Origin of the sequence: Demequina sp. (assembly GCF_016278765.1) — a bacterium.
Taxonomy (GTDB): domain Bacteria; phylum Actinomycetota; class Actinomycetes; order Actinomycetales; family Demequinaceae; genus Demequina.
Window position 1 is genome coordinate 12,279 of record NZ_JADQBE010000028.1, and the last position, 15,623, is coordinate 27,901.

Here is a 15,623-nt window from a genome sequence, read left to right on the forward strand (position 1 = left end):
GTTCACTGCGAGACGCGGGGTGGCGCGGTGGTCGAGCGCACGATCAGCTCGGTGTCCATGCGAAGGTGTTGATCGTGCTCGCGCCCGTCGAGGATGGCAAGAAGCATTGTCATCGCGGCGGCACCCATGGCCTGCAGCGGTTGCCTCACCGTGGTCAGGGGCGGGTCGCACAGGAGCGCTTCGGGGACGTCGTCAAAGCCGACGATGGACACGTCCTCGGGGACGCGGAGGCCTCGCGCACGTGCCGCGTCCATGACGCGCATGGCCGTGAGGTCGTTCGCCGCGATGATTGCCGTGGGCGGCTCGGGTAACGACAGGAGCGCGCTGGCGATCTGGTGAGCGGCATCGGGATCGAACCGCGAATAGCGGACCAAGTCCTCGGTCACGGGAATTCCTGCCTGCCGCATCGCGTCCCGAAATCCGGTCTCGCGCAGTTCCGAGGAATCGGCCGATTGGCGGCCGCCGATGAACGCGATCCGGCGGTGGCCGAGTTCGATGAGGTGAGTTGCCGCGGACTCGCCGCCGCCGGCGTTGTCGCAGTCGATGTGAGGCAGCCAGGTCGAGGAGTAGTGAGGGTGAACCGCAGCCACTGGCAGGGAGATCGCAGCATCGAGCGACGTGGGCGTCACCACCACGGCACCGTCGATCAGCGTGCCGCCCAGTCGCGCAAGCGACCGGCGCTCCCACCCGGAGCCGTCTCCACCTGCATACGCCATCACGTCGTAGGGGGTGCCGTTGGTTGCGCGGGCCGCTCCCTTGATGAGTTCGCTGGAGTAGGGCTCGAAGTCGGCGACCAGGATGCCCACCACGTTGGTGCGCGAGTTGCGCAGCCCGGACGCCCCCAGATTTCCCACATACCCGAGGTCGTCGATGACCTCCTGAACCGTAGCGATCGTCTGTTTGGCGACGCCGTAGCGTCCGTTGACGACCTTGGAGACGGTCGCCACCGACACCCCGGCGCGTGCGGCGACATCCGCGAGTTTGACCCGTCCGGGTGTGTCCATGTGGCGAATGCTACCGCGCACCGCACGTCGAAAAAGAAAACGTTATCGGTTTCGCCTCTTGTCGGTGTGGCCGACCCGCTTTTGGCGAGGTCGACGGGGGGTGTCCCCCGTCGCACCGGTGTCACTGCAGGAGCCGCCAGTGAAAGACTGGCCCCATGATCACGGTTTCCGTTCCCGAACAGGCCATCGCCGATGCACTGGGACCCGTGGGCGACGACGCCCGGGTCATCGTGTGGGATCCGGCGGAGACTGACGCGCCCGAGACCGAGCGCGAACGCATCACGATCGCGTGCCTGCGTCACTACTCGGGCGGGCGCACCGTGTACGGCCGTCTCGCCCAGTGCCCGCAGCTCAAGGTCATCCAGATTCCGTCAGCAGGTTTCGAGCACGCGCTTCCGTTCGTGCCCGCGGGCGTATCGCTCGCCAACGCCAGGGGAGTTCACGACTCGCGTGTGGCCGAGATGACGTTGGCGTTGGCGCTGGTGAGCCGGCGTCTGCTTCCCCAGTTCCTCGAGGCGCAATCGCGGGGGTCCTGGGAGCCGAAGTTCGATACCCGCAGCCTGGCCGACTCGCGCGCGCTCGTGGTCGGCTACGGCAGCATCGGCGCGGCGATTGGGGTGAGACTGCGCGCAAGTGAGGTGCACGTCGAGGGGGTGGCACGGTCCGCGCGCATTGCGCCCGACGGGACCGTCGTGCACGCCGCGGAGGACCTGCCCACCTTGTTGCCCGACTTCGACATCGTGATCATCGTGACGCCCCACACCGACGGGACCGACAAGCTCGTGGACGCCGCGTTCCTGGCGGCGATGCCCGACGGCGCGCTGCTCATCAACGTAGGGCGCGGCAAGGTGGTCGACACGGACGCCCTGCTTGCCGAGCTCACCACCAAGCGGCTGTTCGCGGCGCTGGACGTGACCGACCCGGAGCCGTTGCCTTCGGGGCACCCGTTGTGGTCGGCGCCTCAGTGCGTCATCGTCCCCCATGTGGCGGGGGTCGAGGTGCTCACCAATCGCCGGTTCACGGACCTGGTGAAGCGCCAGATCGATGCGCGCCGCCGCGGGGACGATCCCGTCAACTTTGTGGTGATGGGCGCTTTCCCCGCGTGAAGTCGGCGAGCGCGATCTGCCGTTCCTGCTGGTGATCGACGATGCGTTCGGGGTAGGCGGGCGTGTCCAGATCGGGCAGCCAGCGGCGCACGTAGGCGCCCAAGGGGTCGAACTTGTCACCCTGGCCGTCGGGGTTGAAGACCCGAAAGTAGGGCGCCGCGTCGCGTCCGGTGCCCGCGACCCACTGCCAGTTGAGCTGGTTCTGCGCGTCGTCGTAGTCGAGCAGCCCGCGCCGAAAGTGGTCGGCTCCGCGCTGCCATGGCACGTGCAGATCCTTGATGAGAAAACTGGCTACGACCATCCGCACCCTGTTGTGCATCATGCCCGTGGCGGCCATCTCCCGCATTCCCGCATCGACCAAGGGGAAGCCCGTGCGCCCGTCTCGCCATGCGTCAAAGGCGTCGTCCGCCTCCTTGCCGGTGGCCCAGGCATCGTCCGGGATGACCTGGCGCAGCGACGTGCGCAGCGCGTCGGGGTGGTGAAACAGCACGTTGGCGTGGAACTCGCGCCACGCCACTTCCGACGTGAACGTGGCGGCACTGGCGCTCAGGTCAGGGTTGGCCGTCGCCGCATCCTCCGCCGCCGCCAGCAGGGTGCGCGGATGCACCTGACCGTAGGCGAGCGGAATGCTCATGCGGGACGTGGCATCGACGTTCGGCAGGTCGCGCTCGCTCGTGTACTGCGCCAGGGGTCCCGCGACAAAGTCGCTCAGGCGTTCCAGCCACGCCGTCTCCGTGAAGGGCGGCGGGTATCCGAGGGGATCCTGAATGTCTCCCAGGGCGGCGTCGTGATCCAGGTCGATGTCCGAGGAGACGGGCACGAACCCGCGTGGATCGGCCGGGGCGGCCGGCCGGCGCCAGCCGTGGTCGCGCCACGCGCGTCGAAACGGGGTAAACACCTGGTATTCGGTGCCATCGGCTTTGAGGACGCGGCCGGGGGCCACGGCGTAGGGCGAGCCGACCAGCCGCAGGTGGCGGCCGTCGTGCGTGAGGGCCTCCTCTACCGCCCGTTGCTCGCGCAGTCCGCTGGGGGAGTACTCGTGCTGGGCGCACACCACGGTGGCCCCCACCTCGCGGGCCGCCTCCAGCACCACGTCGGCGGGATCGCCGTGGCGGACCCCGACGCTGCGACCGGTGTCCTCGCTCAGGCTCCACAGCACGCGTGCCAGGTGCGCCCGGCGCCGTCCGGACCACAGTCGCACCGCGGGCGACCACGCGAAGACGGCGGCTGCGGGGCCGTCGCCTTGTGCTTCGAGCAGTGCCGGGTTGTCGTTCAGCCGGGCGTCACGGCGGATCCACCACAGCGAGGTCATGACTGCAGAACCTCGCCGCCCGCCGAAGTGTTCCCGGGCGGGCGGACAGAGGTGAGACCGAGTCTGTTAGGCGGCGACGGTGGCGTAACGGTCGACGTGCGTGACCACGGCCGCAAGGAATCCTTGGAGCAGGGCGGTGGTCTGCTCGTCCACGAGTGCACCTTCCGCATCCCAGGCGTCGGCGCGGTACTGGAGGAACACCTCGGGCTGGCCGAGGGTCGGCGCGTTGAGGTGGCCGAGCACGGCACGCAAGTGCTGCTGGGCAGCCGCGGTGCCGATGGCGCCCATCGATGCGCCGGCGATCGCCACGGGCTTGCCGTTGAAGGAGTTGGTGCCCCACGGCCGCGACGCCCAGTCGATCGCGTTCTTCAGCGCGCCGGGGATGGAGCGCAGGTACTCGGGGGTCAGGATGATGATGCCGTCGACGCTCTCGATCGAGGACTTCCAGTCCAACGCGGCCTGCGGGTAGTCACCGTCGACGTCGGGGCTGTAGACGGGCAGTTCCTTGTAATTGAGTTCGACGAGCTCGATGCCTTCCGGGGCGAGCGCAACGAAGGCGCGCGCGAGCTTGCGGTTGATCGAGGTGCTAGACAGGGATCCGACGATGTAGCCGATGCGCATGAAGACTCCTTGGTGAGGGGCGTAGGTGTCGGCCGGCGTCGTTGGCGGTCTGTCCCGTGAACAATGGTGATGTGTCAACTATTCCATCGACAACCTGCTACGCGCAAACTCGGCCGCCGCATCCCTGAGCAACTCCGCCGCGCCGGGCGCCACCTCGTCGTAGTGGGCGCGGAAGCGGTCGTCGTCCACATACATCTGGGTGAGCGAGCGGTAGGCCTCCGCATCGGGCTTCCAGATCTCGCTCAGCCACGCGTGGTGCTTCGCGACGATCTCCCGGACCTCGGCGCTGTCGGCGGCGAAGCCGACCCGCACCGCCGCGCCGAGCGCCTCGACGATTTCCCGGTCGGTGCGCATGTGGCGCCTCTTCCCCTCCTCGCCGAGCCCCTGCCAACTGGCGTTGGCGCGATCCACGGCGTCGTCGCCCCAGCGCTCGCGCGCCTCGGGCTCGTAGTGCTCGTGATCGAAGCCGTCGAACATCTGCGAGGCGGTCATGGGCTTTCCCTTCTCGAGTGAGTCGATGGTGCGGGCCACGGTGGCCGCCAAACGGGCGTAGCGCTCGCGCTCGGCGGTGAGACCCGTGAGGTGGTCGCGCAGCAGGGCGATCGCGGTGGAGGGGTCGTCGGAATCGACGATGGCCGCGATGCGGTCCAGGCTGGTGCCGAGCTCCCGCAGCACCAGGATGTGTTGCAGCCGGAGCAACTCCGGCGGGCCGTAGCGGCGGCGGCCGTCGGGTCCCGTCCTGGTGGGATTGAGCAGGCCGATGTCGTCGTAGTGGCGCAGGGTCCGGCTGGTGACGCCGCTCATCTTCGCCACCCGCCCGATGTCGTGGTCCGCGTCGGTGTCAAGGTCCATGTCGACCACTGTAGAAGTTGACGCCACGTCAATGTCAAACGCGGTTTTTCCCGATCGGAGGCGGCGACGCCCGCGCCAGTCCTAGACTCGCGACTATGACAAAGACGCCAGACATCAAGCCCCGTTCCCGCCAGGTGACCGACGGTCTGGAGGCGACTGCCGCGCGCGGCATGCTCCGCGCCGTGGGCATGGGCGACGACGACTGGGTCAAGCCCCAGATCGGCATCGCGAGCTCGTGGAACGAGATCACGCCGTGCAACCTGTCGCTGCAGCGGCTCGCGCAGGCCGCGAAGGAGGGCGTGCACGCCGCTGGCGGCTATCCGCTCGAGTTCGGCACCATTTCCGTCTCGGACGGCATCTCCATGGGACACGAGGGCATGCACTACTCGCTCGTGTCGCGCGATCTCATCGCGGATTCGGTCGAGACGGTCATGATGGCGGAGCGCCTCGACGGCTCAGTCACTCTTGCGGGTTGCGACAAGTCGCTGCCCGGCATGCTGATGGCGGCCGCGCGCTTGGATCTCGCTTCGGTGTTCCTGTACGCGGGCTCGATCATGCCCGGCCACGTGAAGCTCTCCGACGGCACCGAGAAGGACGTCACGATCATCGACGCCTTCGAGGCCGTGGGTGCGTGCAACGCGGGGCTCATGTCGGAAGAGGACCGACTCACGATCGAAAAGGCGATCTGCCCGGGCGAGGGCGCCTGCGGCGGAATGTACACGGCCAACACGATGGCCTCCGTCGGCGAGGCCCTGGGCATGTCGATCCCCGGCTCGGCGTCGCCGCCCAGCCCCGACCGTCGCCGCGACTACTACGCGCACAAGTCCGGCGAGGCCGTGGTGAACATGTTGCGCCAAGGAATCACGGCGCGCGACATCATGACCAAGCCGGCCTTCGAGAACGCGATCGCCGTGGTGATGGCGTTCGGCGGCTCGACCAACGCGGTGCTGCACCTGCTCGCCATCGCGAACGAGGCCGACGTCGACCTCACGCTCGACGACTTCGCACGCATCGCCAAGGACGTCCCGCACCTGGGCGACCTCAAGCCGTTCGGCCAATTCGTCATGAACGACGTGGACCGCGTCGGCGGAGTGCCGGCCGTGATGAACACGCTGCTGGGCGTCGGCCTGATGAACGGCGACGTCATGACCGTCACGGGAAAGACCCTCGCCCAAAACATGGAGGACCTCAAGCCGGAAAAGATCGACGGCCGTGTGGTGCGCGCGCTCAACAACCCGATCCACAAGTCCGGCGGCATCACGATCCTCAAGGGCTCGCTGGCCCCCGACGGCGCCGTCGTGAAGTCGGCGGGCTTCGACAACGACGTCTTCGAGGCCACGGCGCGCGTGTTTGACCGCGAGCGCGCCGCGCTCGACGCGCTGGAGAACGGCACGATCACGGCCGGCGACTGCGTCGTGATCCGCTACGAGGGCCCCAAGGGCGGACCCGGCATGCGCGAGATGCTCGCCATCACGGCCGCCATCAAGGGTGCGGGACTGGGCAAGGATGTGCTGCTCATCACGGACGGCCGCTTCTCCGGCGGCACCACCGGCCTGTGCGTGGGTCACATCGCCCCCGAGGCGGTGGATGGCGGGCCGATCGCATTCGTGAAGGACGGTGACAGGATCACGCTGGACGTGGCGAACGGCACGCTCGAACTGCTGGTGGACGACGCCGAGTTGGAGGCGCGCAAGGTGGGTTGGGTCCCGATTCCCGCGCGCTTCACCACCGGAGTGCTGGGCAAGTACCAGAAGCTGGTGGGTTCCGCCTCCAAGGGTGCGGTGCTCAGTTAAGGGGAGCCGGGCGCAGTTGACAGGCGGTGTGCTCAGCCTGCGGATCCATCTGCGTGATGTCGGGGAGCGGGATGGTGTCCCATTATGCGAGACGGTAAACCACTATGTGAGATTAGCGTTGATGAAGTGGACATTCGCTGAAGCCCGGGCGTACAGTCAACGCATGCGACACCAGCTTGTACGAGTTACCAGGCGCGCGGACTCCTAAGGTCCCGTTCCACGGCATCGTCCGCGCGCTTCCCCGAGGTCCGCCACAGGTCCGAGGGGTTTTTTCATGCGAGGCGACGGCAACAAAGCTTCGTCAACGTTGAGACACATGGGAGTGACATGACTCAGGCGCAGGCCAAGCCTCAGGCGCCCCAGCGGCCCCAGGCGACCACCGCACCTCGGCCCGCGGACCCGCGCGCGGTCACGGGTTCCGGCGAGACGATGACGGGAGCACAAGCCCTGATCCGTTCGCTTGAGCTCTCGGGGGTGACCGACATCTTCGGCATCCCGGGCGGCGCGATCCTCCCGGCCTATGACCCGCTGATGGATTCCACGGTCTTGCGCCACATCCTCACGCGGCATGAGCAGGGTGCCGGCCACGCGGCCCAGGGCTACGCCCACGCCACCGGCAGGGTGGGCGCGTGCATCGTCACCTCCGGCCCGGGCGCCACCAACCTCGTGACGCCCATCGCCGATGCCAACATGGACTCGATCCCGATGGTCGCCATCACCGGCCAGGTGGGGGCCTCGCTGATCGGCACGGATGCCTTCCAAGAGGCTGACATCGTGGGCATTACGGCGCCCATCACCAAGCACAACATGCTGATCAAAGACCCGGCCGACATCGGCCCCGCCATCGCGCAGGCCTTCTACATCGCGAGCCACGGCCGCCCGGGACCGGTGCTCGTCGACATCGCCAAGTCCGCGATGCAGTCGAGTTCCGTCTTCACCTGGCCCGACCGCGTGGAACTGCCCGGCTTCAACTCCGGCGCCAAGCCACACGCCAAGACCGTCCAAGAGGCGGCGCGCCTGCTCGCCACGTCCCGCAGGCCCGTGCTGTACGTGGGCGGCGGCATCATTCGCGCGGGGGCATCGGAAGGGCTGCGTCAGCTGGCCGACCTGTCCGGCGCGGCCGTCGTGACCACGCTGATGGCGCGCGGCGCCCTGCCCGACAGCCACCCGCAGCACCTGGGCATGCCCGGAATGCACGGCACCGTTCCCGCGGTGGCCGCCCTGCAGAAGGCCGACCTCGTGGTGTCCCTGGGTGCCCGCTTCGACGACCGCGTGACGGGAAAGCTGGACAGTTTCGCGCCGCACGCGACCGTGGTTCACGCCGACATCGACCCGGCGGAGATCGGCAAGAACCGTGCCGTGGACGTGCCGATCGTGGGCGACCTGAAGGACGTGCTGCACGACCTGGTGCCGGCACTCCAGGAGGAGCAACGCAAGCACGGAAGGCCGGACCTTGAGGCCTGGTGGCTGCAGATCAACGACTGGCGCGCGACGTACCCGCTCGGCTACGCGGCCACGCAAGACGGCCTGTCGAGCCCGCAGCACGTGATCCAGCGGCTGGGCGCGCTCAACGACCCGCAGTCGACCATCTTCACGTCCGGCGTGGGCCAGCATCAGATGTGGGCCAGCCAGTTCATCAAGTACGAGCGACCCAACACGTGGATCAACTCGGGCGGCCTGGGCACGATGGGCTTCTCGGTTCCCGCGGCCATGGGAGCCAAGGTGGGCATGCCCGACCAGACGGTGTGGGCGATCGACGGCGACGGCTGCTTCCAGATGACCAATCAGGAGCTCACGACCTGCGCGCTCAACGAGATCCCCATCAAGGTCGCGATCATCAACAACAGTTCGCTCGGCATGGTGCGCCAGTGGCAGACGCTTTTCTACAACTCGCGCTACTCCCACACCGACCTGCACACCGGCCACGGCACCCGCCGGGTCCCCGACTTTGTGAAGTTGGCCGAATCGATGGGCTGCGTGGGGCTCCGGTGTGAGTCCGATGCGGACGTGGACGCGACCATCAAGCGTGCCAACGAGGTTGACGACCAGCCTGTCGTGGTCGACTTCACGGTCTCCAAGGACGCGATGGTGTGGCCGATGGTCAATGCGGGCGTCAGCAACGACGAAATTCAGTACGCGCGGGGCGTTGCCCCCGAGTGGGACCGCGAGGAGGCGTAACCGTGAGCAAGAAGCACACTCTGTCCGTGCTGGTGGAGAACAAGCCAGGCGTGCTTGCACGCGTGGCGGGACTGTTCTCGCGGCGCGCTTTCAACATCCACTCGCTTGCGGTGGGCCCCACCGAGCATCCCGAGATCTCGCGCATCACCGTGGTGGTTGACGTGGAGGATTTGCCGCTCGAGCAGGTCACCAAGCAGCTTAACAAGCTGGTGCACGTGCTCAAGATTGTGGAACTTGACGCGGTGAAGTCCGTGCAGCGCGAGCTGTTGCTGGTCAAAGTGCGTTGCGACTCGCGCCAACGTGCGGAAGTGCTCCAAGTGGTCGACCTGTTCCGCGCCCACGTGGTGGACGTGGCGCCCGATTCGCTCGTGATCGAGGCGATCGGCAACCCCGACAAGCTTGAGGCGTTGCTGGCGGCCCTCGCGCAGCACGACCTGCGCGAAATCGTCCAGTCAGGCACCGTGGCCATCGGCCGGGGTGCCCGTTCCATCACGGAGCGCGCGTTCGACCGCGTCATTGCCTGACAGGCACTAGTTTTTAGCCACACAACCCAAGGAGAAGACACACCACCATGGCTGAGCTGTTCTACGAAAAGGACGCCGATCTCTCGATCGTCCAGGGCATGAAGGTTGCGATCGTCGGTTACGGCTCGCAGGGGCACGCCCACGCGCAGAACCTGCGCGACTCCGGCGTCGAGGTGAGGGTCGCGTTGCGTGACGGCTCGCGTTCGGCCGTCAAGGCGGAAAATGACGGCTTCACCGTGCTGCCGGTGTCCGATGCCGCCGAGTGGGCCGACCTCATCATGGTCCTGGCGCCGGACCAGTACCAGCGCACCATCTACAGCGACGAGATCAAGCCGCACATGGGCCCCGGCAAGACGCTCGCCTTTGCGCACGGCTTCAACATCCGGTTCGGCTACATCGAGGCCCCGGCTGGCGTGGACGTCATCCTGGTCGCGCCCAAGGCCCCCGGCCACACGGTGCGTCGCGAGTTCGTCGCGGGCCGCGGCATCCCCGACATCATCGCGGTGGAGTCCGATGCTTCCGGTCACGCCTGGGAGACGGCCAAGTCCTACGCCAAGGGCATCGGCGGCACGCGCGCAGGAGTCATCAAGACCACCTTCACCGAAGAGACCGAGACCGACCTGTTCGGCGAGCAGTCCGTGCTGTGCGGCGGCACCTCTCAGCTGATCCAGTACGGGTTTGAGGTGCTGACCGAGGCCGGCTACCAGCCGGAGATCGCCTACTTCGAGGTGCTTCACGAGCTCAAGCTGATCGTCGACCTCATCCACGAGGGCGGCATCACCAAGCAGCGCTGGTCCGTGTCCGACACGGCCGAGTACGGCGACTACGTGTCCGGCCCGCGCGTCATCACGCCCGAGGTCAAGGACAACATGAAGGCCGTGCTCGCGGACATCCAGTCCGGCGCGTTCGCCAAGCGGTTCATCGACGACCAGGACAACGGCGCCGTCGAGTTCAAGGAGCTGCGCGCCAAGGGCGAGGGTCACCCGATCGAGACCACCGGCCGTGAGCTCCGCAAGCTGTTCGCATGGTCCACCGCCGACGCCGACGCGGACTACGTCGACGGCCAGACGGCCCGGTAGTGGGCGGTGCTGCCTTGAATGACGCTGTGACCAAGAGGTACCGTCTTGCCGTGGTCGCCGGCGACGGCATCGGCCCGGAGGTGATTGCGGAGGGGCTCAAGTGCCTCGCCGCCGCCACGGCCGACGCTGACATCGCGTTCGAGACCACGGAATTCAACCTGGGTGCCGCGCGCTGGCACGCCACGGGGGAGACCCTGACGGACGAAGACCTCGCGGCCATCAAGGGCCACGACGTGATCCTGCTGGGCGCCATCGGCGACCCGACCGTGCCGTCGGGTGTGCTCGAGCGCGGGCTGCTGCTCAAGCTGCGCTTCGCGCTCGACCAGTACGTGAACCTGCGTCCGTCGCGCCTGTACCCGGGGGAGGTGTCGCCGCTGGCCAACCCTGGCGACATCGACTTTGTGGTGGTGCGCGAGGGCACCGAGGGACCGTACGTGGGCAATGGCGGCGCGCTACGCGTCGACACGCCTCACGAGATCGCCACCGAGGTGTCCGTCAACACCCGTCACGGCGTGGAGCGCGTGGTGCGCTACGCGTTCAACGTGGCCGCGGGCCGCCCGCGCCAGCACCTGACCCTGGTGCACAAGCACAACGTGTTGGTGCACGCCGGGCACCTGTGGCGCCGCACGGTCGAGGCCGTGGCGCCCGAGTTCCCGTCGGTCACGTGGGACTACCTGCACGTGGACGCCGCCACCATCAAGCTCGTCACGGACCCCGCATCGTTCGACGTGATCGTCACCGACAACCTGTTCGGCGACATCCTCACAGACGAGGCGGCGGCCATCAGCGGCGGTATCGGCCTGGCGGCATCGGGCAACGTCAACCCGGACAGGACCGGGCCGTCGATGTTCGAGCCCGTCCACGGATCGGCTCCCGACATTGCGGGCCAGCAGAAGGCCGACCCGTCCGCGACCGTGCTGTCCGTCGCCATGATGCTGGACTTCTTGGGATACCCTGAGATTGCCAAGCGCGTGGAAGACGCGGTCGCGGCCGACGCCGCATCCAAGGGCGACGCCCCCCGCACGACCGCTCAGGTGGGCGACGCGATCGCGGCGCTCATCAAGGGCTAGCACCCACCCCCATGCGTGCTGGCAGGAGTTCAGTGCTGAATCAGAGCGGATTCCAGCACTCAACTCCTGCCAGGGCACACCGAAGCCAAACTCAAGGAAGGCTCTGAAGTGACCGACACCACCGCATTGGCCGTTGCATCGACCGCTGGGGACTTCCGCGTCGTCCGCAACCCCTCGCCGATGCCTGCGGCGGACCGGGAGGCCGCGCTCGCGGACCTCAAGTTCGGCACGCAGTTCACCGACCACATGGCTCGCATCACGTGGACCAGGGACGGGGGCTGGGACAACCGCAGGGTAGAGCCCTATGGACCGCTCCAGCTCGACCCGGCCGCCGCGGTGCTGCACTATGCGCAAGAGATCTTCGAGGGCCTCAAGGCGTACCGCTGGGCGGACGGCTCGGTGTGGCTGTTCCGCCCCGAGGCCAACGCGCAGCGCCTCAACCGTTCGGCGCGCCGGATGGCGCTCCCGGAACTGCCCGTGGAGGACTTCCTTGGCTCGGTGACATCGCTGCTCGCGGTCGACAACGCATGGGTTCCGGGTGTGGAGGAGAGCAGCCTGTACCTGCGGCCCTTCATGTTCGCGTCCGAGGCGTTCCTGGGCGTGCGGCCGGCGAACGTGATCGACTACCTGTTGATTGCCTCGCCCGTGGGTCCGTACTTTGCGGGCGGAGTGAAGCCGGTGTCCATCTGGGTGGCGCAAGGATTCCACCGCGCCGGCCCCGGCGGAACGGGCGACGCCAAGTGCGGCGGCAACTATGCGGCGTCGCTGCTGCCGCAGCAGCAGGCCTACGACCACGGCTGCCAGCAGGTCCTGTTCCTGGACGCGCGCGATGACCGCTACCTGGAGGAGCTGGGCGGCATGAACGTGTTCGTGGTGCGCCGCGACGGCACCGTCGAGACCCCGCGCCTGACCGGCACCATCCTCGAAGGCATCACCCGTGCCTCCGTGATCCAGCAGTTGGAGGACCAGAACTTCAAGGTGATCGAGAAGGACATCACGGCCGACGAGGTGGTGGCGGGCATCGAGTCCGGCGACGTCGCCGAGGTGTTCGCCTGCGGCACCGCCGCCGTGGTGACCCCGGTGGGGCGCCTCGCGTCCCCCGACTTTGACGTCACCATCAACGGCGGGGAGGCCGGCGAGGTGACCATGCGCATCCGCAAGGCGCTCACCGACATCCAGTACGGCCGCGCCGAGGACACCTACGGGTGGATGCGGCGCGTCGTGTAGCTCTCGAAGGCTCGAGACACGCAGACGTGTGGGGGACGCGTACCCGCGCCCCCCACACGTCATCGGCTAGAGCTCGTCGGCTCCGCCCTCGTTCTGGACGTCGACGCCGTCGGCGTCTTCGTGTCCGCCATCAGCGCCGTCGTCGACGCCTGTGGTCTCTGCATCTGCGACCTCGGTCGCGTCGTCAGCGTTAGTGACGTCGACGCCGTCGGCGTCCTCGTGGCCACCATCCGCGCCGTCATCGACGGTTGCGACCTCCGCGCCTGCAACGTCGGGGGCCTCGATGCTCGTCGGGGTCACGGGTGCGGGGGTGGTGGAAGCGGACGCGGTACCGGTGGTCAGAACGCCGAGGCCGATCATTCCGGCGGTGGCGATGAGGGCCTTGGTCTTGGTGCTGGTGTGAACCATGTTGTACTCCTTGCTCGTCGTGAAGTCCGGATGGACAAGACCCATCGTTGTTGTCGCGGTTAAGAACGAGATAAGTCGCCACGAGGCGATTTCGGCGGGTGCCGCGCGTGAAGTCCACGCGCACGCTCTTATGTTTCACTTACCTTGGGACGGCAGCCTTGCTTCACGCGCATCTGCGCGCAGCCTTCTCCGCGAAAAGGACCGAGTCTCACCCATGCGATTGCTCATTGTCGAAGATGACCGTGGGATCGCGCGCGCCGTCCAGCAGGGTCTCGAGGCCGAGGGCTTTGTGACGGCCGTCGCTTTCAACGGGGTCGACGGCCTGTGGATGGCCCAAGAGGAGAGCTTCGATGTGATCATCCTCGACCTCATGCTCCCGGGGTTGTCTGGCTACGAGATTTGTCGCCGCCTGCGCGAGGAGGGCTCGCAAGTGCCGATCCTGATGCTGACGGCGAAGGACGGTGAGCACGATGAGGCCGATGCGCTTGATCTTGGTGCGGACGACTACCTGTCCAAGCCGTTCTCCTACACGGTGCTGCTTGCGCGGATTCGTGCCCTGCTGCGTCGGGCCCCCGTCGAGCGTGGGCCGCGGCTTTCGGCAGGTGACCTCACGCTCGATCCCGCGTCACGCAAGTGTTGGCGTGGCGCCGAAGAGGTGAAGTTGTCCACGCGCGAGTTCGCCTTGCTCGAATTGCTGGTGCGCCGCAAAGGGCAGGTGCTGAGCCGCTCCGTAATCGCGGAAAACGTCTGGGACGCCGAACTCGACATCGACTCGAACGTCGTTCAGGTGTATATCGGCTACCTGCGGCGCAAGGTGGACCAACCCTTTGGTCGTCACGACATCGAGACGGTGCGTGGCGGCGGCTACCGCTTGGCGGACCCCCACATGGCAGGGGTCCCCGGGAGTACGCCATGAGCCCACGGGCCCGCATGCCCCGGGGGTGGACTATTCGCGCGAAAGTCGCGACATCGGCAACGGCAGTGCTAGCGCTCGCGCTGTTAGTAGCGTCGGCCGGTCTGGTGTTGCTGGTACATCGCTCGCTGGTAGCTAATGTCGACTCCTCTGGCCGTGCCCGCGTGGCCGATGTGGCAGCGATCATCGCGGCCGATGGGCTTCAACCCACCATTTCCCTCAGCAGCGGTGAGACGTCACTTATTCAGGTGGTCTCGGCGGACGGTCGAGTGCTGTCTTCGAGCGCCAACGTCCAGGGCGAGGCGGCGGTGTTGCCCGCGGTTCCTGCTTCGCGCGTGGCGACAACGGCCACGATCCGCAATTTGCCGATCGGAGAGAACGGACATGGCTTTCGAATTTACGCGGAGCCGATTGACCTTCCCACAGGCCTCGGGTGGGTCTACGTCGCACACTCGCTTTCCCAGGTGGACGCTGCGGTAGCGAGCGTCATCCTGGTCCTGTCGGTGGGGCTTCCCTTTTTGGTCTTCCTGGTGGGATCTGCTGTGTGGGTCGCGATCGGCAGGGCGCTCGCGCCCATCGAGGCTATTCGGTCGCGTGCCGTGGTGATAGGCAAGGATCTCTCGCAGCGCGTGCCCGTTCCCGTGGCGCATGACGAGGTGCATCGACTTGCGACCACAGTGAACGAGATGCTGGCGCAACTGGAAGCGTCGGCGCTCCGTCAGGAACGGTTCATGGGGGATGCATCGCACGAGTTACGAAGCCCCTTGACTGCGTTGCGCACGCAAGTCGACGTCGCACTCGCCCACCCTGAACGCGCCGACTTTCGAGAGACCCTCGAAGGCGTGCACGCCGAGGCCGCGCGGTTGGGAGCGCTGATTGACGATGTCTTGCTGCTTGCCCGCACCAGCGAGCGCCTCTCCGACAGCACGGCTCAAATCGTCGATCTTGACGAACTGATGCTGGCGGAGGCGAAACGGCTTCGTCTTCGCGGAGGCATCGCGGTGACGCTCGAACACGTGGACGCCGTGCAGGTGCGCGGTCTGGAAAGGGACATTGCACGCATGGTACGCAACCTCGGAGACAATGCGGTGAGGCATGCCCGCTCGACTGTGGGGATCAGTGTGGCCCGGGTAGGACAACAGGCGCTGATTTCCATAGCGGATGATGGGCCAGGGGTGCCTGTCGAAGACCGCACACGGGTATTTGAACGCTTCACGCGTCTGGACGATGCACGTTCGCGCGACCTGGGCGCCGGTGGAGCCGGACTGGGGCTCGCGATCGCCAAAGATATCGCCTCGGTGCATTCCGGTGCGATCCACATCGAGTCGCGTGCCGACGGGCACGACGGCGCTGTCTTCGTCATTGCGCTGCCAGCCGCTCATCACCTCCCGGGATGAACGTGTTCGCGGTGCGGCGTGACGGCACCGTGGAGACCCTGCGCCTCACCGGCACGATCCTCGAAGGGATTACATGTGCCTCAGTGATCCAACAGCTTCAGGACGACAACGTGAAGGTGATAGAGAAGGACTTTACGGC

General features: G+C 67.1%; 14 protein-coding genes and 1 pseudogene. 10 read left to right on the forward strand and 5 right to left on the reverse strand.

What is annotated here, in order from left to right:
- Positions 1–2 precede the first annotated feature (2 nt).
- A complete protein-coding gene (locus QZZ29_RS05495; protein WP_291381983.1) occupies positions 3–1,004 on the reverse strand; it encodes a LacI family DNA-binding transcriptional regulator in 1,002 nt (333 codons plus the stop codon).
- A gap of 155 nt (positions 1,005–1,159) precedes the next feature.
- Between QZZ29_RS05495 and QZZ29_RS05500 the strand changes: the two genes are divergently transcribed.
- Positions 1,160–2,110 (forward strand): 2-hydroxyacid dehydrogenase, encoded by a 951-nt coding sequence (locus tag QZZ29_RS05500; RefSeq protein WP_291381984.1) that lies wholly within the window; start codon positions 1,160–1,162, stop codon positions 2,108–2,110.
- On the opposite strand, the gene QZZ29_RS05505 is transcribed toward QZZ29_RS05500, so the two are convergent.
- The 3 genes from QZZ29_RS05505 to QZZ29_RS05515 form a co-directional block, all read right to left on the reverse strand.
- Complete coding sequence (locus tag QZZ29_RS05505; protein WP_291381985.1) at positions 2,076–3,422, reverse strand: deoxyribodipyrimidine photo-lyase; 1,347 nt, start codon at positions 3,420–3,422, stop codon at positions 2,076–2,078. The two genes, QZZ29_RS05500 and QZZ29_RS05505, sit on opposite strands and share 35 nt — an antisense overlap.
- A 66-nt stretch (positions 3,423–3,488) precedes the next feature.
- Positions 3,489–4,043: an NADPH-dependent FMN reductase gene (locus QZZ29_RS05510; protein ID WP_291381986.1), complete on the reverse strand. Its 555-nt coding sequence runs from the start codon at positions 4,041–4,043 to the stop codon at positions 3,489–3,491.
- Between the two features lie 78 nt (positions 4,044–4,121).
- The gene (locus QZZ29_RS05515; RefSeq protein WP_291381987.1) at positions 4,122–4,895 is read right to left on the reverse strand and encodes a MerR family transcriptional regulator; all 774 of its coding nucleotides are present in this window, start codon (positions 4,893–4,895) and stop codon (positions 4,122–4,124) included.
- Between the two features lie 95 nt (positions 4,896–4,990).
- Here QZZ29_RS05515 and ilvD point away from each other — a divergent pair, with 95 nt between their 5' ends.
- The 6 genes from ilvD (at position 4,991) to QZZ29_RS05545 (ending at position 12,766) form a co-directional block, all read left to right on the forward strand.
- Positions 4,991–6,688 (forward strand): dihydroxy-acid dehydratase, encoded by a 1,698-nt coding sequence (gene ilvD, locus QZZ29_RS05520; RefSeq protein WP_291381988.1) that lies wholly within the window; start codon positions 4,991–4,993, stop codon positions 6,686–6,688.
- A 327-nt stretch (positions 6,689–7,015) separates the two neighbouring features.
- Positions 7,016–8,866, forward strand: coding sequence for an acetolactate synthase large subunit (locus QZZ29_RS05525; RefSeq protein ID WP_291381989.1), 1,851 nt, complete (start codon positions 7,016–7,018; stop codon positions 8,864–8,866).
- 2 nt (positions 8,867–8,868) lie between these two features.
- Positions 8,869–9,390, forward strand: a complete 522-nt coding sequence (gene ilvN / locus QZZ29_RS05530; RefSeq protein WP_291381990.1) for an acetolactate synthase small subunit — start codon at positions 8,869–8,871, stop codon at positions 9,388–9,390.
- A 47-nt stretch (positions 9,391–9,437) separates the two neighbouring features.
- Positions 9,438–10,469, forward strand: coding sequence for a ketol-acid reductoisomerase (gene ilvC, locus QZZ29_RS05535; protein ID WP_291381991.1), 1,032 nt, complete (start codon positions 9,438–9,440; stop codon positions 10,467–10,469).
- Between the two features lie 26 nt (positions 10,470–10,495).
- Positions 10,496–11,539: a 3-isopropylmalate dehydrogenase gene (locus QZZ29_RS05540; protein WP_291381992.1), complete on the forward strand. Its 1,044-nt coding sequence runs from the start codon at positions 10,496–10,498 to the stop codon at positions 11,537–11,539.
- Positions 11,540–11,647: 108 nt separating this feature from the next.
- Positions 11,648–12,766 (forward strand): branched-chain amino acid aminotransferase, encoded by a 1,119-nt coding sequence (locus QZZ29_RS05545; RefSeq protein ID WP_291381993.1) that lies wholly within the window; start codon positions 11,648–11,650, stop codon positions 12,764–12,766.
- 66 nt (positions 12,767–12,832) lie between these two features.
- Here the strand turns inward: QZZ29_RS05545 and QZZ29_RS05550 are convergent, their stop codons facing one another.
- Complete coding sequence (locus tag QZZ29_RS05550; RefSeq protein WP_291381994.1) at positions 12,833–13,174, reverse strand: hypothetical protein; 342 nt, start codon at positions 13,172–13,174, stop codon at positions 12,833–12,835.
- Between the two features lie 214 nt (positions 13,175–13,388).
- Here QZZ29_RS05550 and QZZ29_RS05555 point away from each other — a divergent pair, with 214 nt between their 5' ends.
- From QZZ29_RS05555 to QZZ29_RS12760, 3 genes and pseudogenes are all read left to right on the forward strand, one after another.
- Positions 13,389–14,090: a response regulator transcription factor gene (locus tag QZZ29_RS05555; RefSeq protein ID WP_291381995.1), complete on the forward strand. Its 702-nt coding sequence runs from the start codon at positions 13,389–13,391 to the stop codon at positions 14,088–14,090.
- A complete protein-coding gene (locus tag QZZ29_RS05560) occupies positions 14,087–15,484 on the forward strand; it encodes a HAMP domain-containing sensor histidine kinase (RefSeq protein ID WP_291381996.1) in 1,398 nt (465 codons plus the stop codon). The genes QZZ29_RS05555 and QZZ29_RS05560 overlap by 4 nt, the downstream gene beginning before the upstream one ends.
- Positions 15,481–15,585: pseudogene (locus QZZ29_RS12760) on the forward strand (hypothetical protein); the annotation flags it as partial. The gene QZZ29_RS05560 and the pseudogene QZZ29_RS12760, both read left to right, overlap by 4 nt.
- Between the last annotated feature and the right edge of the window lie 38 nt (positions 15,586–15,623).